The sequence below is a fragment of the Terriglobales bacterium genome (assembly GCA_035651995.1).
Classification (GTDB): domain Bacteria; phylum Acidobacteriota; class Terriglobia; order Terriglobales; family Acidobacteriaceae; genus DASRER01.
Genome location: DASRER010000039.1, coordinates 138,560 through 161,841 on the forward strand (window position 1 = coordinate 138,560; position 23,282 = coordinate 161,841).

The 23,282-nt window shown below is 66.4% G+C and carries 19 protein-coding genes and 1 tRNA gene; 10 read left to right on the forward strand and 10 right to left on the reverse strand.

The window, feature by feature from the left end; genetic code table 11:
- Positions 1–5: 5 nt before the first annotated feature.
- From hemC to VFA60_13855, 5 genes are all read right to left on the reverse strand, one after another.
- Positions 6–995: a hydroxymethylbilane synthase gene (gene hemC, locus VFA60_13835; protein ID HZQ92870.1), complete on the reverse strand. Its 990-nt coding sequence runs from the start codon at positions 993–995 to the stop codon at positions 6–8.
- A complete protein-coding gene (hemA, locus tag VFA60_13840) occupies positions 995–2,377 on the reverse strand; it encodes a glutamyl-tRNA reductase (GenBank protein ID HZQ92871.1) in 1,383 nt (460 codons plus the stop codon). Before hemA ends, hemC begins: the two co-directional genes overlap by 1 nt.
- Positions 2,374–3,189 carry a cytochrome c biogenesis protein CcsA gene (ccsA, locus tag VFA60_13845; GenBank protein HZQ92872.1) on the reverse strand — a complete coding sequence of 272 codons (816 nt, stop codon included), beginning with the start codon at positions 3,187–3,189 and terminating at the stop codon, positions 2,374–2,376. The genes hemA and ccsA overlap by 4 nt, the downstream gene beginning before the upstream one ends.
- 246 nt (positions 3,190–3,435) lie before the next feature.
- Entirely contained in the window at positions 3,436–3,780 is a 345-nt protein-coding gene (locus VFA60_13850; protein ID HZQ92873.1) for a hypothetical protein, read from the reverse strand.
- An 11-nt stretch (positions 3,781–3,791) separates the two neighbouring features.
- Positions 3,792–4,778: a hypothetical protein gene (locus VFA60_13855; protein ID HZQ92874.1), complete on the reverse strand. Its 987-nt coding sequence runs from the start codon at positions 4,776–4,778 to the stop codon at positions 3,792–3,794.
- A 310-nt stretch (positions 4,779–5,088) separates the two neighbouring features.
- Here VFA60_13855 and mutS point away from each other — a divergent pair, with 310 nt between their 5' ends.
- The 4 genes from mutS to VFA60_13875 all read left to right on the forward strand — a co-directional run bounded on the left by mutS (position 5,089) and on the right by VFA60_13875 (position 11,994).
- Positions 5,089–7,752 carry a DNA mismatch repair protein MutS gene (mutS, locus tag VFA60_13860; GenBank protein HZQ92875.1) on the forward strand — a complete coding sequence of 888 codons (2,664 nt, stop codon included), beginning with the start codon at positions 5,089–5,091 and terminating at the stop codon, positions 7,750–7,752.
- Between the two features lie 84 nt (positions 7,753–7,836).
- The gene (nagZ, locus tag VFA60_13865) at positions 7,837–8,934 is read left to right on the forward strand and encodes a beta-N-acetylhexosaminidase (GenBank protein ID HZQ92876.1); all 1,098 of its coding nucleotides are present in this window, start codon (positions 7,837–7,839) and stop codon (positions 8,932–8,934) included.
- Positions 8,935–9,039: 105 nt separating this feature from the next.
- Entirely contained in the window at positions 9,040–10,203 is a 1,164-nt protein-coding gene (locus VFA60_13870; protein HZQ92877.1) for an anhydro-N-acetylmuramic acid kinase, read from the forward strand.
- A 240-nt stretch (positions 10,204–10,443) separates the two neighbouring features.
- On the forward strand, positions 10,444–11,994 hold the full coding sequence (locus VFA60_13875) for an ABC transporter substrate-binding protein (protein ID HZQ92878.1): 1,551 nt from the start codon (positions 10,444–10,446) through the stop codon (positions 11,992–11,994).
- Positions 11,995–12,133: 139 nt separating this feature from the next.
- Here the strand turns inward: VFA60_13875 and VFA60_13880 are convergent, their stop codons facing one another.
- Entirely contained in the window at positions 12,134–14,353 is a 2,220-nt protein-coding gene (locus VFA60_13880; GenBank protein HZQ92879.1) for a protein kinase, read from the reverse strand.
- Positions 14,354–14,524: 171 nt separating this feature from the next.
- Here VFA60_13880 and VFA60_13885 point away from each other — a divergent pair, with 171 nt between their 5' ends.
- The 6 genes from VFA60_13885 (at position 14,525) to VFA60_13910 (ending at position 20,169) form a co-directional block, all read left to right on the forward strand.
- Positions 14,525–15,289 carry a fibronectin type III domain-containing protein gene (locus VFA60_13885; GenBank protein HZQ92880.1) on the forward strand — a complete coding sequence of 255 codons (765 nt, stop codon included), beginning with the start codon at positions 14,525–14,527 and terminating at the stop codon, positions 15,287–15,289.
- 605 nt (positions 15,290–15,894) lie between these two features.
- Positions 15,895–18,390, forward strand: coding sequence for a choice-of-anchor D domain-containing protein (locus tag VFA60_13890; GenBank protein HZQ92881.1), 2,496 nt, complete (start codon positions 15,895–15,897; stop codon positions 18,388–18,390).
- Between the two features lie 163 nt (positions 18,391–18,553).
- A complete protein-coding gene (locus VFA60_13895) occupies positions 18,554–18,814 on the forward strand; it encodes a ferredoxin family protein (GenBank protein ID HZQ92882.1) in 261 nt (86 codons plus the stop codon).
- Positions 18,815–19,153: 339 nt separating this feature from the next.
- Positions 19,154–19,228, forward strand: a tRNA-Asn gene (locus tag VFA60_13900).
- A 108-nt stretch (positions 19,229–19,336) separates the two neighbouring features.
- Entirely contained in the window at positions 19,337–19,696 is a 360-nt protein-coding gene (locus VFA60_13905) for a hypothetical protein (GenBank protein HZQ92883.1), read from the forward strand.
- A gap of 158 nt (positions 19,697–19,854) precedes the next feature.
- Complete coding sequence (locus VFA60_13910) at positions 19,855–20,169, forward strand: hypothetical protein (protein HZQ92884.1); 315 nt, start codon at positions 19,855–19,857, stop codon at positions 20,167–20,169.
- Positions 20,170–20,429: 260 nt separating this feature from the next.
- On the opposite strand, the gene VFA60_13915 is transcribed toward VFA60_13910, so the two are convergent.
- From VFA60_13915 to VFA60_13930, 4 genes are all read right to left on the reverse strand, one after another.
- Entirely contained in the window at positions 20,430–20,645 is a 216-nt protein-coding gene (locus VFA60_13915) for a hypothetical protein (GenBank protein HZQ92885.1), read from the reverse strand.
- 146 nt (positions 20,646–20,791) lie between these two features.
- On the reverse strand, positions 20,792–22,444 hold the full coding sequence (locus VFA60_13920; protein ID HZQ92886.1) for a peptidase S10: 1,653 nt from the start codon (positions 22,442–22,444) through the stop codon (positions 20,792–20,794).
- 48 nt (positions 22,445–22,492) lie between these two features.
- Positions 22,493–22,720 (reverse strand): hypothetical protein, encoded by a 228-nt coding sequence (locus VFA60_13925; GenBank protein ID HZQ92887.1) that lies wholly within the window; start codon positions 22,718–22,720, stop codon positions 22,493–22,495.
- Positions 22,721–22,883: 163 nt separating this feature from the next.
- Positions 22,884–23,249: a sulfite exporter TauE/SafE family protein gene (locus VFA60_13930; GenBank protein HZQ92888.1), complete on the reverse strand. Its 366-nt coding sequence runs from the start codon at positions 23,247–23,249 to the stop codon at positions 22,884–22,886.
- Positions 23,250–23,282: the final 33 nt, after the last annotated feature.

Here is a 23,282-nt window from a genome sequence, read left to right on the forward strand (position 1 = left end):
CTGCTTTACGGTTGTTCCGGCACCGCCGCCTTGCGCCCGTACACCGTGTCCAAGATCTCCCGTGCGCCCTTGGCGAGCAACTCTGACGCGACCGACTTTCCGAGCTGCACCGGATCGTGTCCGCTCCCCGACCCCCGCACCAGCTTCGCGCCATCAGGACTCGCCACGGCTGCCATCAGGTTCAGCGACGTCCGACTCTCCATCTGCGCGAACGCGCCGATCGGCACCTGGCATCCGCCGCCCAGCGCCTCCAGCAACGCCCGCTCCGCCGTCACCGCGGCCCGCGTCGCCGGATGGTTCAGGAACTCCAGTTCGCCGCGCACGCTCGCATCGCCCGCGCGAATCTCAATGCCCAACGCGCCCTGCCCCGCCGCCGGACACATCTCGGAAGGCGCAATCACCTGCCGCGCCAGTCCCGCCGCGTGCTCTGCGCCGAGCCGGTTCAGCCCCGCAGCCGCCAGTACGAGGGCGTCGAACTGTCCTTCGCGCAGCTTGCGTACGCGCGTGTCCACGTTGCCACGCAGCGCAACAACTTCCAGATCGGGACGCCGCGCCTTCAACTGCGCCTGCCGCCGAAGGCTGCTGGTTCCCACCCGCGCGCCTCTCGACAGCGACTCGATGCCATCACCGTCCGTAGAGACCGCGCTTGCCGCGCCCCCCGCGGGCAAGAGCAGCACGTCACGCGCGTCTTCCCTCTCCGTCACCGCGGCCAGCTCAAACTGCGCCGGCAACTCCGTCGGCAAATCCTTGAGCGAGTGGACTGCCAAATCCACACGCCTCGCCGCCAGCGCCTCTTCAATTTCTTTTGTGAAAATTCCTTTGCCGCCAGTAGCGGCGCCGACCTGGGCCAGGGCGACGTCGGTGATCTTGTCGCCGGTCGTCCTGATGATTTCTATTTCGACCCGATGCCCGCGCTCGCCGAGTCGCGCGGCAATGTGGTTGGCCTGCCAGAGCGCCAGTTGCGATCCGCGCGAGCCGATGCGCAGCCTTGCCATCAGCGCCGCGTCACCGGCTTGGCTACGTCGGACCCGGTCTGCCGGCGGCGCCCCGCGTTCGCGCCAGCCTTATCGGCGCTCACGTGGGGTTCGGAAGCGCCCGCGGCCCCGGCCCCCGCCGCGCTTTCCCGCAGGTTGAAAATCCGCCGGATCAGATCAACCACGGTCGTCGCCGCCTCCGGCTCCTTCGCGGCGCTCTTCAAAGTGGTAATCGGCGTGTGCAGGATCTTGTTCACGATACCGCGCGTCATCGCCTCGACCGCCAGCTCCTGCTCCGCCGAAAGCGGACCCAGCCGCCCGCGCACGCGCTCGACCTCGGCCATGCGGATGTTCTCCAGGTGCTCCTGCAAGCTGACGATCGTCGGCACCACTTCGAGTGACTGCACGCGCGAGCGGAAGCGCTGCACTTCGCTCTCGATGATCTGCTCGGCCTTCTCCGCCTCGCGCCTGCGTCCGTCGGCATGCGACGCGGCCACCGATTGCAGGTCGTCAATGTCGTACACGAACAGCCCGTCGAGCTGGTTCACCGCCGGGTCCACATCGCGCGGCACGGCAATGTCGATGAAGAACATCGGGCGGTTTTTCCGGCGCGCCAGGAACTGCTCGCCGTGCTCCTGCCGGAAGACGGCGCACGGCGCCCCCGTCGAGGTAATCACGATGTCGGCGCGGTCGGCATTGTCATAGAGCGCGTCGAAGCGGATCGCCTCGCCGCCAAAGCGCGCCGCCAGCTCCTGCGCCCGCTCGTAGGTGCGGTTGGAAACGAAGATCGACCCCGCCCCGTGCGCCAGCAGATGCCGCGCCGCCAGCTCGCTCATCTTTCCGGCGCCGACCAGGTACACCGTCTTGCCGTGCAGCGAGCCGAAAATTTTCTCCGCCAGCTCCACCGCCACCGACGCAACCGACACGGCGCTGCCGCCCACGGCCGTCTCCGAGCGCACTCGCTTGGCCACGTTGAAGGCGCGCGTCACCAGCGCGTCCAGGTGCGAGTGCACCGCGCCCACCGCCCGCGCAATCGCGTACGACTCCTTCACCTGCCCCAGGATTTGCGGCTCACCCAGCACCATCGAGTCCAGCGACGCCGCCACCCGGAACAGGTGCCGTACCGCATCTTCCTCCTCGTATTCGTAGAGATATTTCTGATACGGCGCGATGTCGCAGCGGAAGTAGTCGGCCAGCCACCCGCGCATGTCCGCCGAGCCGTTCAGCGAACGCGCCAGGAACTCCACCCGGTTGCACGTCGAGAGCACCAGTCCCTCCTCGACGCCGGGATGCTGCGCCAGCCGCCGCGTCGCCTCCGGCAGCTTCGACTCCGGCACGGCAAAGCGTTCGCGCACCTCGACCGGGGCCGTCCGGTGATTCACGCCGATGAGCATGAATTTCATTGCGCCACGAACCTGTGCACGCCGCTGAAGTAGTTGGCCGCGAACGCCGCCGCCGCCGCCACGAACGCCACCGCCGAAAGCACCGCCGCCCGCCGCCCGCGCCATCCCGCGCTCCAGCGCGTATAGAGCAGCACCATGTAGAGCACCCACGTCAGCAGCGAGAGCACGATCTTGGGGTCCCGGAAAAATCCCGGCCCGAACTCCGCCTGCGCGATCACCGCGCCGGCGATCAATCCGAAGGTCATCACGGGGAAGCCGAGCAGCAAAGAGCGGTAGCCGATTTCGTCAATCACTTCCAGCGGCGGCAGCCGCGACGCCAGTCCGCCGGGCTTCTTCGACTTCAGCCCGCGCTCGCTCACCAGATAAAGGAAGCTGGCCGCGAAACTTAGAAACAGCGCCGCGTATCCGGCAAACACCAGGGCGATGTGCAGCACGATCCAGCCGCTGCGCAGCACGGGCGACGAGAACTCCGGCGGCTGCTTTCCCACCGACGCGGCCAGCGCCAGCACGAACACCAGCGGAAACACGAACAGTCCCGGCCCCAGCGTCCGGTAGCGCGCATACACCGCCGCAAACAACGCCACCATCAGGAACGCCAGCCACGACTCCACGTCGTGGACCGTGGTCGGCGCAACGTGGTGCGTCTCGCTCGCCGTCTCCACGACGGCGACAAAGTGAAAGACCATGCCGAACACCATCGCCGGCGGCGTAATCCGCGCCAGCAACGGCGTGCGCCGTACCAGCACCGTCAGGGCATACACCAGCCCCACGGCGTAGAACGCGATCGCAATGCGCAGCCAGAGCAGCGGCATGATTCGAGCAGGGAAATTATATCTTTCCGGATGGGCCCGTGATGCGGCTCACCGCACACTTGGGACGTCACAAACACGCTATACGATTCAGCTATGTACGTGTGGTCTTTTGCACGTCATCCTGAGCGGAGCGCGAAGCGCGGAGTCGAAGGATCCCTGCCTGCATCACTGCTCTCCAGGATGACCACAAACCGCTTGCCGCGAACGCCGTCGTCCGCGTGCCATTTCTCGGGACCCGGTACCGCGTTACTCCACCCCAATCTCTGCCAGCAACTCCCCCACATTCTCCGCATCCACCACCATGCTGACGTGACTGCGAATCACTTCCGCCTCGTCGAACCCGCGCAGCAACCGCATCTTCGCCGCCGCGTATTGCTCGGTGTCGGTCAGCGCGCGCGCCTTCGAGCTGCGCCACGCGTCCAGCGCCTCGGGCTTCAGAAAAACGCTCACCGCGTAGGTCGCCTTCCGGTCCGGCGAGACGTCAAACACGTACTCGGTCGCCGGCGCTTCCGGCGCGTCCGCCAGGGCATCGCGTTTTCCGACGAAGTAGTACTGATACACATATCCGCTGGCGGCGGTGTACGTTTTCATGCGGCGAGTGGTCACAAGGTGGGTGAGGCATCGCGCAGCCGCGCCGCCGCCGACTCCGGCGTCACGTCCGAGTAGTACACCTCTTTGAAGGTATACGACTTTGAGCGCCCGGGCACGATCGGCATGATCTCGATGTGCCAGTGGTAGTCGTCGTCCAGCGTCGTCCAGTAGCCCAGCGTGCGCGTTGACTTGGTGTTCGGCGTGGTGTGCACCACCAGGTGGAAGTCTTCGCTGATGGCCCGCAGCCGCACCAGCGTGCGCCGAAGCAGCGCCGCCAGGTCGTTCAAGTGCGTCCGCCGCAGCACGCCCGTCTCGAACGACGCCTCGTGCGTCAGCGGCAGGATCCAGGTCTCATACGGGACGCGCGGCGCATACGGACACGCCGCCACGTAGTCCCCGATGCTCTCCACGATCCGCACATTCTGCCGCTGCTCCTGCGCCAGGATGTCGCAAAGCACGCAGCGCTCCTTCTGGTCGAAGTACTCGCGCGCCGCCCGCAGCTCGTACAGCACGCGCCGCGGCACGAACGTGGTCGCCGTCAGCAGCCACGTGGGATGCGCGAACTCCTGCCCCGCCGCCGCGCCCTGGTTCTTGAAAATGGTCACGTACTTGAAGCGCGGATCGCGCTTCAGGTCCTGGATGCGCTGCGCCGCCAGCGCCAGGAATTGCCCGATCTCGGCGTCCGACGCCTTCCACAGCGGGCGATCGTGGTGCGGCGTCTCCACCAGCACCTCGTGCGCTCCCACCGTGCGCATGGTGTCGTACAGCCCGTTGCCGCTGCGCTGCGGATCGCCCTCGATGCGGTACAGCGGCGCCGGATGCACCACCGCCCGCGCCGACCACGGCCCGCCGTCCAGCGACGGCATCGAGCTCACTACCTGCACCGGCATCGTGCTGCCTGCACAAAACCGGCACGCCCCTTCCTCGTGGAATGCCGCCTCCATGCCCTCGCCGGTAATCACCCAAGAGCGTGTAATCGGATCCTTGCGCAATTCCATCCCGGCAAGCAAAACACCCGGCGCCATCCCAAGTCAACCCAACGCGACACGCTGTACCGGCGGCCGGCCTCGCCCGCGCACTGGCGTCACCACGGGCTGCGTGCCGCCAGCGCCCCGCGTCCGCGGGCTTTTTTCCGCCGTCATCCTGAGCGAAGCGCGAGCGACAGTGAGCGCGAAGTCGAAGGATCCCTACCCCCACCTGCGCGGCCGCAAGCCGGGCGGCGCCCCGGAATTCCCGGACTGAACTCCAGTTCCGCAGTTCCGCAATTCGGCAACTCCGCAATGCCGTTATAATTCCGCCACTCCGCCCATGCCTGACTCCGACGCCGTCGAGCACTCCACGCCGCTCATGCGGCAGTACGGCGCGATCAAGAAGCAGCATCCCAACGCGCTCCTGCTGTTCCGCCTGGGCGACTTCTACGAGCTCTTCTTCGACGACGCCGTCACCGCCGCCCGCGAACTGGAAATCACCCTCACCTCGCGCAACAAGGAAAAAGGTATCGCCGTCCCCATGTGCGGCGTGCCCTACCACAGCGCCGAGGGATACATCGCGCGTCTCATCCGCAAGGGCTACAAGGTCGCCATCTGCGACCAGGTCGAAGACCCGCGCGCCGCCAAAAAGCTCGTCCGCCGCGAGGTCACCCGCGTGGTCACGCCCGGCACCGCCGGCACGGAACTGCGCTCGGAGGAGAACAACTTCCTCGCCGCCGTCGCGCGCATGGGTTCGGCCGTGGGCTTTGCCGCCCTCGACCTCTCGACCGGCGAGTTCCGCGCCACCGAATTTTCCGGCGACGACGCCGACCGGCGCGTGGCCGACGAACTCGACCAGCTGCGCCCGCGCGAGTTGCTTTTTGGCGCTTCTCTGCCGCTGTTCGCGCAGGGGTCCAGTCCGCTGCCCGCGCCCGCCGCCAAACCGGTGTGGGCCTCGACGCCGCTCGACGACTGGGTCTTCGCACCCGACTACGCCATTCCGCTGGTCGAATACCACTTCGGCGTGCTCTCGCTCGAGGGCTTCGGCCTCGCCCATCGCAGCGCCGCCGCCTGCGCCGCCGGCGCCATCCTGCACTACGTCCGCAGCACGCAGCGCGGCGCGCTCCAGCACGTGGACCGCATCGGCTACTACGAGCGCCAGAACTGCCTCGTCCTTGATGCCGTCACGGTGCGCAACCTGGAGCTGATCGAACCGCTGCTCGCCTCGGGCGATGAATCGGCCACCCTCTTCCGCTCGATGGACGCGACGCTCACCCCGATGGGCAAGCGCCTGCTCCGCGCCTGGATGCTCCGCCCCTCGCTCGACCGCGCCGAAATCTCGCGCCGCTTCGACGCCGTCGAAGCGCAGTCGAAAGACCTGGTCGCCCGCGAAGAACTTCGCCGCGCCCTCGACGGCATCCTCGACCTCGAGCGCCTCCTCAGCCGCGTGACGCTGGAAACGGCGAACCCACGCGACGTCCTTGCTCTCGCCGCGTCCATCGGCCGCATCCCCGCCGTCCGCGCAGCGCTTGCGAACTTCATGTCTGCCGGCCGGATCGCGGCGCTGCACAGCTCGCTGGACGAATCCGAACTCGCCGCCCTGCGCGACCGCATCGAATCCACCCTCGTTCCCGAGCCTCCCGTTGCCTTCACCGAGGGCGGCGTCATCCGCGAAGGCATCGACCCGGCGCTCGACGAGCTCCGCAACCTCTCCCGCAACAGCAAGCAGTACGTCGCTGGCATCGAGGAGCGCGAGCGCAAGCGCACCGGCATCGGTTCGCTCAAGGTGAAGTTCAACTCCGTCTTTGGCTACTACATTGAGGTCACCAGGCCCAACCTTCACCTGGTGCCAACCGGATACGAACGCAAGCAGACGCTGGTCAACGCCGAGCGCTTCACCACGCCGGAATTGAAGGAGTACGAAAGCAAGATTCTCGACGCGCAGGAGAAAATCTTCGAGATCGAGCGCCGCCTCTTCGCCGAACTCCGCGCCGCCGTCGCCGCCGAAGCAAAACGCATCCGCCAGGCCGCGCTCGCCCTCGCCGAAGTCGACGTTTTCGCCTCGCTCGCCCACCTGGCCGCCGAGCGCGGCTACGTGCGCCCCGAGCTGCTAAGCGACGCCGACTCGAGCGGCACGATTGAGATCATCGCTGGCCGCCATCCGGTCGTCGAACAGCAGGAACTGCGCGGCGGCGCCGAGCGCTTCGTCCCCAACGATTTGTTCCTGAATTCAACGACGCACGCGATCCTGGTCCTCACCGGTCCCAACATGGGCGGCAAGAGCACCTACCTGCGCCAGGCCGCGCTCATCGTGATCCTCGCGCAGATGGGCAGCTTCGTCCCCGCGCGCTCGGCCCGCCTCGCTTTGGTCGATCGCATCTTCACCCGCATCGGCGCCAGCGACAACCTCGCCCGCGGCCGCTCCACCTTCATGGTCGAGATGATGGAGACCGCCACCATCCTCAACACCGCCACGCCGCGCTCCCTGGTCCTTCTCGACGAAATCGGCCGCGGCACCGCCACCTACGACGGCCTCGCCATCGCCTGGGCCGCCATCGAGTACATCCACGCCCAGACGCGCGCCCGCACCCTCTTCGCCACCCACTACCACGAACTCACCGAACTGGCCGAGCGCCTCAGCGGCGTCAAAAACTTCCGCGTCTCGGTCAAAGAAAACGCCGGCGGCATCGTCTTCCTGCGCAAAGTCGAGCCCGGCACTGCCGACCGCAGCTACGGCATCGAAGTGGCAAAGCTCGCCGGACTCCCGCCCGCCGTCGTCGCCCGCGCCCGCGAGGTCCTGGCGGAACACGAATCCGCCGAACGCGACGTCACCGCGCACCTGGAAGCCGTCGCCGGCGCGCCCGCCGAATCAGCCCTGCAGCTCACCATGTTCACCCCGCTCTCCCGGAAGATCGTCGACTGCCTCCGCGCCGCCGACGTTGACCGTCTCACCCCGCTCGAAGCCCTGAACCTGCTGCACGAACTGAAGAAGCAGCTGGACTGACGACATCGACCACAAACACACAGAGGCACAGAGTTCAAACGCTTTTCTCTGTGTCTCTGTGCCTCTGTGGTAGGTTTTATCGCGATGCGCTCCTCCGACCTTCGCCGCGACGTCGGCCAGCTTCTCATCATGGGCTTCACCGGCGTCGAGGCCACCTCCACGCTGCGCGCGCTGCTGCGCACGCTTGCCCCGGGTGGCATCATTTTGTTCGCGCGCAACATCACCGGCGCCGAGCAGACGCACGAATTTCTCGCCGAATGCCAGGAAGTGCTCGACACGCCGCTCTTCCGATGCGTTGACCTCGAGGGCGGCACGGTGGACCGCCTGCGCAACGTGGTCGCGCACGCGCCCGCCGCCGCCGAAGTGTTCGCCACCGGCGACCCGCGCCTCTTCCGCCGCCACGGACGCGTCATCGGCGAAGAAGTCCGCGCGCTGGGCTTCAACGTGGACTTCGCGCCCACGCTCGACCTCGCCTTTCCCGCCTCGCGTAACGTTCTGACCACGCGCGTCGTTTCATCGCGCCCGGAGGCCGTCGCCGGCTACGCGCGCCAGTTCCTCGGCGGACTCGCCGACGCCCGTGTCCTCGGCTGCGGCAAGCACTTCCCCGGACTCGGTGAGGCTGCGCTCGACACGCACAAAGAACTGCCCGCCGTCGCCAAGCCCTGGGACGCGCTCTGGCGCGAGGACCTGGCGCCCTACCGCGAACTGCGCCGCGAGTTGCCTTTCGTCATGGTGGCGCACGCGGCGTATCCCAAGGTCACGCGCGACCGCCGCCCCGCCTCGCTTTCGAAGAAGTGGATGACCGACATCCTGCGCAAGAAAATCGGCTACGACGGCCTCATCGTCTCCGACGACCTGGAGATGGGCGGCGTGCTCGCTGCCTCCTCCATCGGCGAAGCCGCCGTCGAAACCCTGCGCGCCGGCGCCGACATGTTCCTCGTCTGCCACAATGAAGAAGCCGTGCAGCAGACATGGGACGCGGTCCTGACCGCCGCCGAGCGCGACCGGAAGCTGGCGCGCCACATCGCGCAGAGCGCCCGCCGCGTCCGCCAGGCCAAGAGGAAGTGGAAGCTGAGCGCGCGCCTGCCGGCGCCGCCCAGCGAGCGCACCGTCGAAAAGCTGCGCTGGAGCGTGCTCGAATTCCGCCGCGCCTGCGAAGCGGCGGCGGCGCAGAGGCTGTGAACCAATGAGCAGCAGCAGGCAAGCCTGCGCCCCTGGCTCCTGGCTCTTGGCTTTTGGCCAAAGGCCAAGGGCCCAGAGCAAAAAGCGCCTCTCGACGGTGTCCCCGTGATCGTCGCCGGCATCATGTCCGGCACCTCCGCCGACGGCATCGACGTCGCGCTCTGCCGCGTCTGGGGGCGCGGCTTCTCGACGCGCCTGCGGCTACTCAACCACCACCACGTGAACTACCCCGCGCCGCTCCGCCGCAAAGTCCTGTCGCTGATGAACGCGCCCGCCGCCAGCGTGGCCGACCTCGCGCGCCTCAACTTCGCGCTTGGCGCAATATACGCAGACGCCGTCGCCGCCACGCTCCGCCGCGCACCGCGACTCAAGCTCGACCTGGTCGGCTGCCACGGCCAGACGCTCTATCACCAGGGCGAGCCAGCGCCGTTCCTTGGCGGCAGCATCGTGACCACGTGGCAGAGCGGCGAAGGCGCCCTCATCGCCGCGCGCCTCGGTGTGCCTGTCGTCTCCGACTTCCGCCCGGCCGACATGGCCGCCGGCGGCAAGGGCGCGCCGCTCGTTCCCTTCCTCGACTATCTGCTCTTCCGCCACCGAACCCGCGGCCGCATCGTCCAAAACCTGGGCGGCATCGGCAACCTCAGCGCCATCCCCGCCGGCGCGCGCCCCCAAGACGTCACCGCCTTCGACACCGGCCCCGGCAACATGGTGATCGACGCCGTCACCGAGCGCCTCTTCCATCAGCCCTTCGACCGCGACGGCCGCATTGCCGCCCGCGGCCGCATCCTCGAAGACGCGCTGCGCTGGGCCCTGGCCCGCCCCTTCTTCCGCCGCCCGCCCCCGCGCACCGCCGGACGCGAAGAGTTCGGACGCGAGTTCGTTGCCGCCTTCCTGCGCCGCTGCCGCGGCGCCCGCCGCCAAGACGTCGTCGCCACGGCGACTGCCCTGACGGCGCGCAGCGTATTCGCTTCTATCAAGCTGGTTATCGGGAAAGCTTCAAGGAATACTTTCAGTGACTTTCTGGTCTCCGGCGGCGGCGCGCGCAATCACACGCTCATGCGCTCCCTCGCCGCCGATCTCGCCCCGCTCGGCCTGCGCATCCGCACTACCGACCAGCTCGGCCTGCCCTCCGAAGCCAAAGAAGCGGTCGCCTTCGCCGTCCTCGCCTATCAAACCTGGCGCCGCCAGCCCAGCAACCTGCCCTCCGCCACCGGCGCTAAGCACGCCGCCGTCCTCGGCAAGATCTCGTTTCCACCCTTCACGTTGTAGCGGCGGGCGCCCTTCACGGTGTAGCGACGGGCGCCCTCGCCCGTCGGCCATTACCACGGACCGTGTGGACGCGGGCCACGTCCCCGTCGGCGCGCCGCTACAAATTTTCAGGAATTGTCATCCCGACCCTGCGCGAAGCCGAAGCGAGGGGCCTGCACGGTTGGCACTGCGGCAAACGGTGGCGCCGATGATACGCGCTCACGGCAGCAGAATCCGGCCCATGCTAACTTTGCAGGGAACGTGCCCCAGTGCCGCCTCAAGTCGCCACCTACCATTCAGCACTGGATACTGCTGGCGGTAGCACTTTGCCTCCTCTCGCTCTCCTGCACCTCCCGACCCGCCCCCGGCGAACTCGTCCTCATCATCGAGAGCAGCCCCGTGAACCTCGATCCGCGCGTCGGCACAGACGCGCAATCCGAGCGCATCGGCAAGCTCATCTTCGACGCCCTGCTCGAGCGCGACGAGCACTTCAACCTGCGCCCGCACCTGGCCGAGCGCTGGGATGTCCCCGACCCGCTCACCTACATCTTCCACCTGCGCCATGACGTGAAGTTTCACGACGGCCGGCCGCTCACCGCGCGCGACGTCAAGTGGACGCTCGACACCATCATGGCCGGCAACCCGCGCACGCTGAAGACGGGCACGTTCCGCTATGTCGCCGCCGTCGAAGCGCCCGACGACTACACCTTCGTCGTCCGCCTCAAGGAGCCCTACGCCACGCTTCTCTGGAACCTGAGCGATGGCGCCATCGGCATCGTGCCGTATGGCTCCGGCCCTGACTTCAACCTCCATCCCGTCGGCAGCGGCCCGTTCCGCTTCGTCCGCCACGAGCAGGACAAGGAAGTCATCGTCGAACGCAACCCCGACTACTGGGGCGAGAAAGCGCGCATCGCGCGCGTTCGCATGATGGTTGTGCCCGACACCACCACGCGCGCCCTCGAGCTCCGCAAGGGCAGCGCCGACGTCGCCATCAATGCCCTCACGGCTGACATGGTCGCCGCCATCCGCCGCGAAGGCTCGCTCGAAGTCCAGACCGCGCCCGGCACCATCTACACGTATCTGGCGCCCAACCTGCGCGACCCCATCCTGCGCGACGTGCGCGTGCGCCAGGCGCTGGCCTACGCCATCGATCGCAAGCCCATCCTGCACTACCTCTGGCGCGATCTCGCCGAGCCCGCCGCCAGCATCCTTCCCGTGCAGAGCTGGGCCTACGACACCGGAGCGCGGCAGTTTCCCTACGATCCGGCGCGCGCCCGCCAGTTGCTCGACGCCGCCGGCTACCCGGAGCGTAACGGCGTCCGCTTTCATCTCGTGCTGAAGACGTCCACCGAGGAGTACAACCGCCTGCTCGCCGCCATCCTGCAGCAGCAACTGCGCGCGGTCGGCATCGCGCTCGACATCCGCACTTTCGAGTTCGCCACCTGGTATGCCGACGTCACCAAGGGCGCCTTCCAGATCTTCACCGGCCTGCGCTGGATCGGCGGCAACGAAGACCCCGACATCTTCGAGTACGTCTTCCACACCTCGAGCTTCGCGCCCAGGCGCGCCAACCGCGGCTACTACTCCAACCCGCGCGTGGACGCGCTCATCGACGCAGGCCGCCGCGAGCTCGACCAGGAAAAACGCCGCAAAATTTACGTGGAATTACAGGAAATCCTGAACCAGGACCTGCCCTACATCCACATGTGGTATCTCGACAACGTGGTCGTCCACACCCGCCGCGTGCGCAACCTCAAGCTCAGCCCCAGCGGCAACTACGACTTCCTCCGGAGCGCCGAACTCACGCAATAGCCCGCGCTGCCACGAACCGTGTGGACGCGGGCGACCCCGCCCGCGCGAGCAAGCCACCACGGCTGCGTCCTTGGCGTGAAACGTGTTTGTTAAAAACAAAAAGCCGGGGCCGCAGCCCCGGCTTCCGCAACCAACAAGACTATTTCTTCGCCCCGCCCTCGCAAATCTGCTTGAACTCCGGATCATCATGCAGGCACGTCAAATCCGGATCGCGCTTCACCCACTCCCAGTTGCCGTATCCGGCCGCGGCGCACCGCCGCAGCATCTCCAGCGCCTCGGCTTTCTTCCCGAGGACGCCATACGTGCACGCCGCGTTGTACAGCACATTTGAGTCGTTCGGACGCAGCGCCACCGCGATCTCCAGGTGACGAATCGCCTCATCGCCGTCGCCCAGCCAGGCAAAGTTCGCCGCCAGCAGGATGCGCGCGCGCACGTTTTCCGGCGCCAGCTCCAGCTGCTGCTGCACGACCTTGAGCTCGTGGGCGCGCAGCTTTTGCGCGCGCTCCATTTCTCCGCACTTCTCCATCGAGTTGATGAACGGGACGCTGACGTTGTAATCGTCACCGTTTGCCTCGACCGCCTTGTCCGCCAGTTCCACCGCTTCCTGGTAGCGCCCCGAGGCGAACAACGCCCGGCCCAGCACGCTGTACGCTCCCTCGCAATCGTGCTTGCGCTCGATCGCCTGCTTCGCCGCCTGCACCGCTTCGTCGTACTTCTTCTGGCCGTAGAGCAGCCGCCCGCGCGCCGCCAGCGCCTCCGCCGATTGCGGATTCAGTTGCAGCGCGCGCTCGCACGCCGCGAAGCCGCGCTCGTGCCATTTCGCGCTCTGCTCGCGATATTCGTAGTTCAGCCCGCACACCGTCGCGATGCCCGCGTGCGCGTCGGCGAACCCCGGATCGAGCTTGATCGCCTGCTCGAACATCTGCAGCGCGAAGTCCAGGCTCTCGCGCCGCGTGTAGTCGCGTCCCCGCAGGTAGAAGTCGTAGGCCTGCGTGTTCGCCGTGGGCTTGCGCGCAATCGTCTTCTCTTCCTGCGGCGTCAGCGTGATGCGCAGCGCCTGCGCGATCGCCCGCGCAATCTCGTCCTGGATGGCGAACACGTCTTCCATCTGCCGGTCGTAGCGCTCCGCCCAGGCCGAGTGCCGCGTCTGCGTCTCCACCAGTTGCGCCGTGATGCGCAGCCGGTTGCCCGCGCGCCGGATGCTGCCCTCCAGCACGTACGCCGCGTTCAACTGCTGCCCGACCTGCGGCGCCGTGATCGGCTTGTCACGAAACGCCAGGATTTCCGAGCGCGGAAAGACTTTCAGGCGCGCGATCTTCGACAGCTCGGTAATGATGTCCTCGGTAATCCCGTCGCGGAAGTACTCGTCTTCCTTCGTCCCGGTCACGTTCTCGAAGTACAGCACCGCGACTGACTTCAGCGCCGGCGCCGCCGCTGCGGCCGCCGCCGTCGTGCTGCTGGCGCTGCGCGCCGGCTCCTGTCGCCCGCTCGACCCGTGATCGCGCCGCAACCGCTTCAGGTCCGCGCGCAGTTCGGCCGACGTCTGGTAGCGCAGGTCGCGGTCTTTCTCCAGCGCCTTCTGGATCACGCGCTCCAGCTCCGTCGGCAATCCCGGATAAATGTTGCCGAACGGCTTCGGTGTACCGTGCAGGATGCTGTCGAAGATCACCGCCGAGGTCGTGCCCTGGAACGCCAGCTGTCCCGTCGCCATCTCGTAGAGCACCGCGCCGAAGCTGAACAGATCGGTGCGCGGATCCAGTTCTTCTCCGCGCGCCTGCTCCGGCGACATGTACGCCACCGTCCCAATCGCCGTTCCCGGGCTCGTCAAATCATGGTCGGAAATCGCTGTCACCGCGCCCGACGCCCCTACCGCGGCCAGCATGCGATGCTGCGAAAGCTTCGCCAGCCCAAAGTCCAGAACCTTCGCCTGCCCCGAGCGCGTCACAAAAATATTTGCCGGCTTGATGTCGCGATGCGTTACGCCGCGCGTGTGCGCCGCATCCAGCGCGTCGGCAATCTGGATCGCAAGATCGAGCAGCCGCTCCAGCTTCAGCGGACGTCCTTCGATGTGCCGCCGCAGCGTTTCGCCTTCCAGCAGCTCCATCACGATGAACGGCCGCCCATCGTGCTCGCCGATTTCGTGGATCGTGCAGATGTTGGGATGATTCAGCGCGGCCGATGCCCGCGCCTCGCGCAGGAAGCGCTCCATCGCCGTCTTGTCGGCAACGCTGTCGGCAGGAAGAAATTTCAGTGCGACCGCTCGTCCCAGGCTGGTGTCGAGAGCGCGATACACCACGCCCATCCCGCCGCCGCCCAGCTCAGCCTCAACCTTGTAGTGAGAGATCACCGAGCCCAGCATGCCTTACCCCGTGGAAAGTCGTTGAACCGCGCCATCTTAGGCGGGATTGCCACCCCCGTCAATGAAAGCTGTCCGGGGAAACTCGCCGTCCGCCAGCGACATCCCACAAGAAACCCCTGTCCCCTGCCGGCAGGAGCATTGTCCCAATGTTTGCCTGAGGAGATCGGAGATATGACTGCCAAACGCTTTACCCTCGTCCTTGTACTTACTCTACTCGCCACCCTGGCGCTACCCCTGTTCGCCCAGACGCAGAATCCCAACCCCGCCGTCACCTCGCAGGAGAACGCCACCGAGAAGGCTAGCGGCATTAACGACAAGGTGGACATCGTCAACGGTCCCAACGTCACGCCGACCTCGGCCAACACGGCCAGTCTGACCTGGACCACCAACAACACCGCCGCCACGCGCGTCGTGTATGGCACCGATCCGAACAACATGTCGCAGCACGCCTACGTGCCCGGCGGATCACGTGACCACACCGCGCAGTTGAAGAACCTGCAGGCCGGCGCGACCTACTACTACGCCATCGAAGACGACGATGGACGCCGCCGTTATCAGGGCCAGTTCCAGGCCGGTAGCTCCACAACCGCCGCCCCCCAGGCGCCTGGCGCCCAGGTACCCCCCGGCGTCAGCGCCAATGAAGCCGCTACCGAGAAGGCCAGCGGCATCAGCGACAAGGTTGATCTGACCGGCGAGCCGCAAGTCCAGACCGCCGGCAATACCGCCGTCCTTTCCTGGACGACCAACAACAACTCGGCCACGCGCGTCGTGTACGGCACCGATCCGAACAACATGAACCAGAAGGCGTACACGCCGGGCGGAACGCGTAATCACCAGGTCCAGTTGACCGGCCTGCAACCCGGCCAGACCTACCACTACGCCATCGAAGACAACGACGGCCGCGCCCGCTACAAAGGCGCCTTCGTCGCAAAGTAGGCACACCGGCGTTGCGAGCAGGCATCGGCCTTCCTGACCGGCCGATCAACGAAGAGCCCCGCTCCGGCGGGGCTTTTCGCCTTCAGCAATGCGCGGGACGTGGTACCGGCGGGCGCCCTCGCCCGCCGGCACGCCGCCGCGCGCCCTCGCCCGCCGGCACGCCGCCGCTGAACACGGGGTGACCACAACCCGCGTGGCGCGGACGCCCTCGTCCGCGCTGTTTTTGGCGTCATGTTTTTGGTGTCATCCTGAGCGGAGCGCGCGATCCCGCGCAGCGGGTTCGCGCGCGCACTCGAACGGTCCCTACCGCACCACTGCCTCCTCAGGAATGTCATTAATCCACGACGCCAGGAAGCTGAGGCGCGTACTGGTCCCTACCGCACCACTGCCTCCTCAGGATTGTCATCCCGAGCGCGCCATCGCGCGAGGGATCTGAGCCTGCCGCTCGCACCATCGCCACTGCGCTCACCCAATGCCGGCACAACCCTTCGTGCCCTTGGTGTGAAAACGGCGTTGACGTTTCGCCCGCGACATGCGCCACCACACGCCACCGGTGACAGATTCTGACGCTTTGAACGCCCTCCGACCAAAACTAGCATCCTCCGATGCGCAGCGCCGCGGTCATCTTCGCCATCCTCGCGGTCACGCAACTCTCCTCCGCCATCTGCGTCGTCCAGCCGGTCATCTCTATCCCGCAAACCGATCCCGCCGGCGGCGCCACCAACGTCCACATCACCCCGCTCAATCAGCCGCCCGACGGTCCCACGCTCAACAACGAAGGCCTCGCCGAGCGCCTGGCCGACGTGCTCATCTTCGACAGCGGTGTCCCGCCCAACTGCCTTTCGGCCGGCAACGTCATCACACTGACCTATGGCGCGCCCATCACCGTGCCCGCATCCATCGCCGCCGGCACGCTCGCGCGCACTGCCGCCAACTTCGACGCCTACGACACCGGCTTAGCGCTCAACTTCACCGCCGCAGCTCTTTCCTCGACAACCATTCAACTCACGATCACCAGCAGCGGCGCTTCCGGCGATCTCACCACTGGCGCCGCCGGCTCGGCGGTCCGCATCAAGAACCTGCGCGCCGATGTCACCGCCATCTCCGGCGGCCTGAACGTCACTGTCGCCGTGAGCACCACCGCCACAGGAACCGCGCCCGCTGCGCCGACGAAGAACGTCGGCATCATCGCCGCCACCATCCAGGCTGTGCCCGGCCCGTTCATCAGCTCCGGCTCGGGAACGCAGAACTCCAACACCACGCTCGCCAACGACGCCCTGTTCCGCTTCACCGAAGGCTTCACCGGCGCCTTCCGCGCCGCCGGCACAAGCCGCGTCCTCAACGACGCGCCAACAACCTCCACCAGCCTCATCCTCGACGCCGGCAGCTCCGTGCCCGCCGGCGTCACCGTCACCTTCCCCAACTCGATCATCGGCTCCACCTCCGGCGGCGCCGGAGTCGTCTTCACGCTCCGTAGCGGCGGCACCTGCCCCGGCATCACACCCTGCGCCGCCATCTATGACGCGACCACCGCCTCCGCCGCCCGCTCCACCATCACCGTAGTCACCGCAGCCAGCCCTCGCACCGGCGCGAACGGTTCGAGTCCGGCGATCGGCGTCCACGTCGCCAGTCCCTCCGGCGCGGGGACAGTCTCGCTGCGAGCGTTCTTCGGACCCGGCGCCGCCGCCGGCGCCGGCAACGACGACGTGAACGCCAGCGCCGTCCCCCGCTACGTCGCCTCCAACATCGCGCCCGCGCCCACGCGCCTGATCTTCGCGGCCTCGAACTGGTTCACCATCACCCCAAGTTCGCCGGTCGCCGTGCTCTCCACGTCGCAGCTCTCCTTCTCCGAGCAGTTCGTCGGCACTACAAGCATTGCCCAGCCCGTCATCCTCACCAACACCAGCACGCTTCCGCTGGGCATCGCGAGCATCTCGATCTCCAGCGGCGCTGGTGACTTCGCCATCAGCGGCAACAATTGCGGCGCCTCGCTCGCAGGCAGCTCCAGCTGCCAGATCTCCGTCGTTTTCACGCCGCTCCAGGCCGGCAGCCGCTCCGGCACACTCACCTTGGTGGACAACGCCCCCGGCTCGCCGCACACCGTCTCGCTCATCGGCCTTGGCGCCACCATCAGCCCCGCGCCGACAGCCACCTCGCTCACGCCCGCCACCGCGCCCGCCGGCACCGCGGCGGTTTCTGTCGTCGTAACTGGCGCGAACTTTCAGCCCACGTCGGAGGTGCAATTCAACGGCTTGGGACGCGGCACCACCCGCATCGACAGCAACCAGCTTCGCGCCTCGCTCACCGCACAGGATTTGGCCGTCGCCGGCGTTGCCCAGATCACCGTCTCCACGCCCGCGCCCGGCGGGGGCACTTCCAACCCGCTGCCGTTCACCGTCGGCGCCGCGCCTTTGCCCAACACGCCGCATCTTTATTTCCTGCCTCACGTGCCCAGCGGCGCCGGATTCGTCACCAAGATCACCGTCGTCAACATCACCGGCGCCTCCAACAACGTGACCGTGAACTTCATCACTCAGTCCGGTGTTCGCGCATCCAGCAACACGTATCCGCTCGCCCGCGGCGCCACGCTGCGCGTCTCCACCGACGAAGCCGCGCGCTTCTCTCCGCTCAGGATTCAATGGGCCGTGGTTGGCTCGGAGCAGCCCGTCGCCGTGAACCTGTTCTTCGAATTCGTCGCCGCTCCTGGACAGCCCGTGGCCAACAGCGTCGGCTTCAACGACGCCCCGCCCATGACCGAGTTCTCCCTGCCCGCGGAGTTCGAACCCGTCCCTCAACACGCGCCCACCGGACGCACCATCGGCCTCGCCCTGGCCAACACCAGCGGCGCCGTCAATCTCGTCACCCTTCGCCTGGTGGACTCCAGCGGAGCCCTCGCCGCCACGTATTCGTTCAATCTCGCGCCCTTCGCCCAGGCCGCCCTCGACCTCTCGCAGGTTCCCGAAATCCGGTCCGCTCTGCCCGCCGCGAACTGGGTGGGCTCCATCACCGTCGCCGCATCGAGCCCCGTCGCCTCCATCGCTCTCTTCGACGACTACGGCCCGTTCTCCGCCACCCCCGCCGTCCGCGGCAAGGCCGAGTAGCCACGGACCGTGTGGACGCGGCGCCCTCTGCTGGCAGACGTGGGTCGGCTGGTGCGTCAAAACGCACGCTACTCCGCCCCGCGCTTGCGCCACTCCGGAATACTGCTAGAATGGCGGGCTCTGGTAGTCATCATCGCGAAAACGAGGGGAGACCACCCGCGTCATGGCATATGTAATCGCAGAACCTTGCATCGGCACGAAGGACACGGCATGCGTCGACGCCTGCCCGGTGGACTGCATCCACCCCAAGAAGGACGAGCCGCGGCACGCCGAAGAGGAAATGCTCTACATCGACCCGGTGGAGTGCATTGACTGCGGCGCCTGCGTTCCCGTGTGCCCGGTCTCGGCCATCTTCGCGCTCGACGACCTGCCTGAAAAGTGGAAAGCCTTCACCGCGCGCAACGCCGAATACTACGGCCGCTGACACCCGAGTCTCTGCTGCAAAGGCGCACGGCATTGCCGTGCGCTTTTGCTTTTTGGTTTTCATTCGCGAGCACAACAATTACTGCGGGTAGCGCGACACCTGCGATGCCCGGCACGTTGTAGCGACGGGCGCCCTCGCCCGTCGGCATGCCACCACATATCTTCAGGAATTGTCATCCCGAGGAGCGGAGCGACGAGGGATCTGCAGTTGCCGATTGCGCCACCGAACCGGTCGCGCCGCGTGGCAACATCGACAGTCCCCGCTTTTGACCCACAACCCGCGCTGATATAAAGTAATTACAAATTCAGTTTGCGCATCGCGACCGCGCTGCGCATCTACTCCGCAGTAGCTCAATGGCAGAGCATCCGGCTGTTAACCGGAGGGTTGTAGGTTCGAGTCCTACCTGCGGAGCCATTCTTTCCGCCGCCAAAATTCATTGACACTCTGCCCCGCCACGGCATAGATTCCCGCAACCGGCTGCCGGCTGCGGACGGCGGCTGCATCCCGCTTTCGCGAGGCGACATGAGCGACAACCAAGCCGGGGCCCTGGTGGTCTTCATCATCCTGTTCATGTTCCTGATCGTATTTTCGATCTGGGGCAGCCTGGTTTTCTTCGGCATCCGCGCCGCCAAACAGAAGAACCGCTCACCGCACTGGATGTGGTTCGGCCTGCACCCGGTCGGCGCGCTCATCATCTTCATCTTTATGAAGGTCGCGCAGCCGCTCAAGATCTGCCCCAAGTGCGCGCAGAAGTCCAACGTGGCCGCCGTCGTCTGCCCCTTCTGCCAGACCCCCTTCGCCGCCGCGCCCGGCGCCGCCATTGCACAAGGCGCCGCCGCGGCCCCCGCCGGCGCTTCACCCGCTCCGCCGCGAACTTCCTGACCGATCATTCGTCCGCAGGCTGAGCCCTGAGAACCGGAAACTGAGAGCTGCCTTACTTGACCCGGCTCGCGAACCGTTCTACGCTTTCCGGCCTCAGTACCTCCGGCCACTCGTACCGCAGGCCACGCCCGTCACCCACGAACGCTCGAGGAGGTCGCATGTTCTCTCGCATCGTCGATTGCAACATTCAGCACGGCAAGCTCAACGAATTCAAGAACACGCTCAACACCCGCTTCATTCCGCGCCTCAAGGCGCAACCCGGCTTCGTTGACCTGGTCGAATCGGTTGACCCGGCTACCGGGCACTTCGTCTGCATGACCTTGTGGAACACGCAGCAGGACCTCGACCGCTACAACAGCGGGCTGTTCCAGGAGATCGCGCAGACACTCGGCCCGCTCATGAACGAGCCGCCCAAGGTCCACTCCATGCAGGTCGAGAACTCCACCGCCCACAAGGTCGGTGCCGCCGCGTAAGGCCGTAGCGACGTAGCTTGCTACGTCTCCCACGCCAGCGCAAAGCGCGTGCAAAAAGAAAAGAGCGGCCGCAACCCGGCCGCTTTCCTTTTTCTTGTTCCGTAATCTGGACGAGTCATCCTGAGCGCAGCGTTCGATCCCGCGCGGCGGGATCGAAGGCGAAGTCGAACGACCCCGCACACGCCAGCAGCGCCACGCCGACCCAGGGAATTTCAACTACGCTCGATTCTTGCCAACGACCGGCGACCAACGGCGGTCTCCTACAACTTCCTGATCCCCAAGTCCCGCATCAGCTCCCCCTCCAGCGGCAGGATCACCGTCTCGGCCGCCTGCCGGTCGTTCTCGTCGCGTTGTCCGCCGTAATACCCGGAGAGGTAGTAACGCGCCCGCTGCAGCTTGATGAGCCCGTCAATTGGGGTGAGTTGTTCTTCCTGAAGTCCAGGTGCGGGTGGTTGCGCTGCCGGCTGAGCTGGCATGGCTCTCCCTGATCGAACCTGCTTCGCAGCAGGACACCCAATGCAGGAGCGGCCCCGGCTCCTCCTGCCCGCTCCCCAGGTCTCATCTCGTGGCGGGTCTTCGCGCTCCGCCACCCTGATCGCCGTCCGCGCGCCCTGGCAGTTGGTCAGCGCAGCGCAGCGTCGAGAAACGCGCCCACGTCCTTACGCAGGCGCGCTAGCATTTCCGTATGAATGTACATCATGTGCCCGGCCTCGTAGTAGCGCCGGGTAATGTTCTTCTGCGCGCTCGGATCGAGCGACAGATGCGACAGCGTGTACTCGGTCGCAAAGTACGGCGTCGCCATGTCGTAATACCCGGACGCGACGAACAGCTTCATGTATGGATTCTTGGCGAAGGCCGACCGCAGCAGCTCGCTGGTGTCGGCGTAGCCCTGCCCGCCCTCCTCGCCGCGTCCAAAGCCCTTGGTGAAGTCCCAGTTCGAAAACCCGCCGCCCAGGATGTAGTACGTCTTGTCGCTTTTATATCCCAGCTCCGAGCGCACGTAGTTGTTGAACATGCTGGTGTACGGCGGCGTGATCGCCGCCAGCGAGGGATCGAAGTCCGGCGTCGCCCCGGCCGCGTTCGCGTCAATGCCTGCGAAGCGGCTGTCCAGTCGCCCATAGCTGCGCCGCTCGGGCCGCCCCAGCTCTTTCAGGAACATGCCCAGCGGCACGCGCAGGTTGCTGTTGTCCACGTACTGCTTGTCCAGTCCGGTGAAGCGCGCCAGCTTCTCCGCCGCCGCGGCACGCTCCTCGGGCGACAGCAGATCTCCCTTCGCCAGCGCCGCCGCGTAGTCGCCCACCGCGAACGCCTCGGCCTGCCGCAGCGTCTTCTGCAGGTCCTGCTGAAGATCGGGCGCCAGCCGCTTGTGGTAGAACGCCGTTGCCGTGTAGCTGGGCAGCATGAGCGCATACGGCATGTCGTTCATCCGCGCCGGGTCGTGCGTTCCGTAATTCAAGATGGTCGAAATCAGCAATACGCCGTTGAGCGCAATGCCGCGGTCCACCAGGTAACCCGACAGCCCCGCCGCGCGAAACGTTCCATAGCTTTCGCCCACGATGAACAGCGGCGACGTCCACCGCTGGTTCCGCACCAGGTACATCCGGATGAACTCGCCCACCGACTCGATGTCGCCCCGTACCTGCCAGAACTTCTTCCCCACTTCCGGCGACACGGCGCGGCTGTACCCCGTCCCCACCGGATCGATGAACACCAGGTCCGTCTGGTCGAGCCACGTGTATTCGTTGTCCACCAGCTCGAACGGCGGCGAAGGCATGAAGCCCTCGTTCTGCATCTTCACGCGCTTCGGTCCGATCGCGCCCAGGTGCAGCCACACCGACGACGATCCCGGCCCGCCGTTGAACGAAAACGTCAGCGGACGCTTCCCCGGCCCGGGATTGTCCAGCGTGTACGCCATATAGAAGATGTTGGCCTCCAGCTTCCCTGCCGCGTCGCGGATCGGCATCATGCCCGTTGTGACCGTGTAGCGCAGCGCCTTGCCGCCAGCGCGCATCTCGTGATGCGTCACCACCGGCTTTTCTTCCGGCGGTTCCTTCTCCTGCGCCGCCGGCAGCGTGCCTTTCGCCACCGTTGTTTCGCCCTGCTTTTCCTCCCCGGCCGCAGGCGTCGGGCTGGGAGCCGCGTTCTGGCCTGGCGAAGTCGCCGCAGGCGGCGCCGGCGGTTGCTGTTGCTGCGGGCGCTGCCTCTGCGCTGCCGAAATGCACGCACACCACACCACCACCGCCAGCAGACACACCGACCGCCGCAAACCGCTCATGCTCTCTCCTGAGTTCCTTCTAGTTGAAGAAGACCGGGAATCTTGCCATCACCGCTGCCTGGGACGCAACTCCATCACCTTCGCCGTCCGGCGCGCCTGTTGGATGTGCGCGTGGAAGCTCTCTTCGGGGAAGCTGAAGGCCGGTTCAGCGCTCCAGGGCTCCGCCAGTACCTGGTCGGCGAGCTGCAGCAGGTGGTTCACCCACGAGCGGGTTTCGCGATCTCGGCGACGCGAATGGGTTAATCCATCGAGCGGGACGTGGGCGCGGTCGTACATGGCCTGGCCCGTGCCGCGGCACGGGTTGCTGTACGAAGGGCGCTCCCACACAGATTCCCAGGCACACCCGCAGGTTGGCCCCGAGCTTCTCCAATTCGGAAACCGCAACCGCGAGGGAGCCCCGCGTTCGCGACGCGCTTCTTGCGGCGCTAAAGTCGAACGCCTACTTCTGGAAAAACATCCGCACCGCCACCAGCATCAGGATTGCGGCAAAAATCTTCCGCAGAAGCAGGTCGTCAATGCGCTGCGCCCACATTCCGCCAAAGTATCCGCCCGCCGCAAAACCAAAGGCGATCAGCGCGGCCGCGCGCACGTCCACGTTGCCCGCCTGGTAGTACTTCCACGCGGCGAAAAGTCCAATCGGCAGCAGCAGCGACGCCAGCGACGTCCCCTGCGCGCGATGCTGGCTCATCTTCATGAACAGCACCAGCGCGGGCACAATCAGGATCCCGCCGCCAATCCCGATAATCCCCGACAGCACGCCAACAACGATTCCCACCACCAGATAGAAGAAATCAGCTGCAGCCATGGCCGCCATGATACGCGAACGTGCAGCGGCCAG

What these genes read in the sequence shown, in the direction of transcription:
- hemC (HZQ92870.1), bottom strand. Translation starts at nt 995, where the DNA reads ATGGCAAGGCTGCGCATCGGCTCGCGCGGATCGCAACTGGCGCTCTGG.
- hemA (HZQ92871.1), bottom strand. Translation starts at nt 2,377, where the DNA reads ATGAAATTCATGCTCATCGGCGTGAATCACCGGACGGCCCCGGTCGAG.
- ccsA (HZQ92872.1), bottom strand. Translation starts at nt 3,189, where the DNA reads ATGCCGCTGCTCTGGCTGCGCATTGCGATCGCGTTCTACGCCGTGGGG.
- VFA60_13850 (HZQ92873.1), bottom strand. Translation starts at nt 3,780, where the DNA reads ATGAAAACGTACACCGCCGCCAGCGGATATGTGTATCAGTACTACTTC.
- VFA60_13855 (HZQ92874.1), bottom strand. Translation starts at nt 4,778, where the DNA reads ATGGAATTGCGCAAGGATCCGATTACACGCTCTTGGGTGATTACCGGC.
- mutS (HZQ92875.1), top strand. Translation starts at nt 5,089, where the DNA reads ATGCCTGACTCCGACGCCGTCGAGCACTCCACGCCGCTCATGCGGCAG.
- nagZ (HZQ92876.1), top strand. Translation starts at nt 7,837, where the DNA reads ATGCGCTCCTCCGACCTTCGCCGCGACGTCGGCCAGCTTCTCATCATG.
- VFA60_13880 (HZQ92879.1), bottom strand. Translation starts at nt 14,353, where the DNA reads ATGCTGGGCTCGGTGATCTCTCACTACAAGGTTGAGGCTGAGCTGGGC.
- VFA60_13885 (HZQ92880.1), top strand. Translation starts at nt 14,525, where the DNA reads ATGACTGCCAAACGCTTTACCCTCGTCCTTGTACTTACTCTACTCGCC.
- VFA60_13890 (HZQ92881.1), top strand. Translation starts at nt 15,895, where the DNA reads ATGCGCAGCGCCGCGGTCATCTTCGCCATCCTCGCGGTCACGCAACTC.
- VFA60_13895 (HZQ92882.1), top strand. Translation starts at nt 18,554, where the DNA reads ATGGCATATGTAATCGCAGAACCTTGCATCGGCACGAAGGACACGGCA.
- VFA60_13905 (HZQ92883.1), top strand. Translation starts at nt 19,337, where the DNA reads ATGAGCGACAACCAAGCCGGGGCCCTGGTGGTCTTCATCATCCTGTTC.
- VFA60_13910 (HZQ92884.1), top strand. Translation starts at nt 19,855, where the DNA reads ATGTTCTCTCGCATCGTCGATTGCAACATTCAGCACGGCAAGCTCAAC.
- VFA60_13915 (HZQ92885.1), bottom strand. Translation starts at nt 20,645, where the DNA reads ATGCCAGCTCAGCCGGCAGCGCAACCACCCGCACCTGGACTTCAGGAA.
- VFA60_13920 (HZQ92886.1), bottom strand. Translation starts at nt 22,444, where the DNA reads ATGAGCGGTTTGCGGCGGTCGGTGTGTCTGCTGGCGGTGGTGGTGTGG.
- VFA60_13925 (HZQ92887.1), bottom strand. Translation starts at nt 22,720, where the DNA reads ATGTACGACCGCGCCCACGTCCCGCTCGATGGATTAACCCATTCGCGT.
- VFA60_13930 (HZQ92888.1), bottom strand. Translation starts at nt 23,249, where the DNA reads ATGGCTGCAGCTGATTTCTTCTATCTGGTGGTGGGAATCGTTGTTGGC.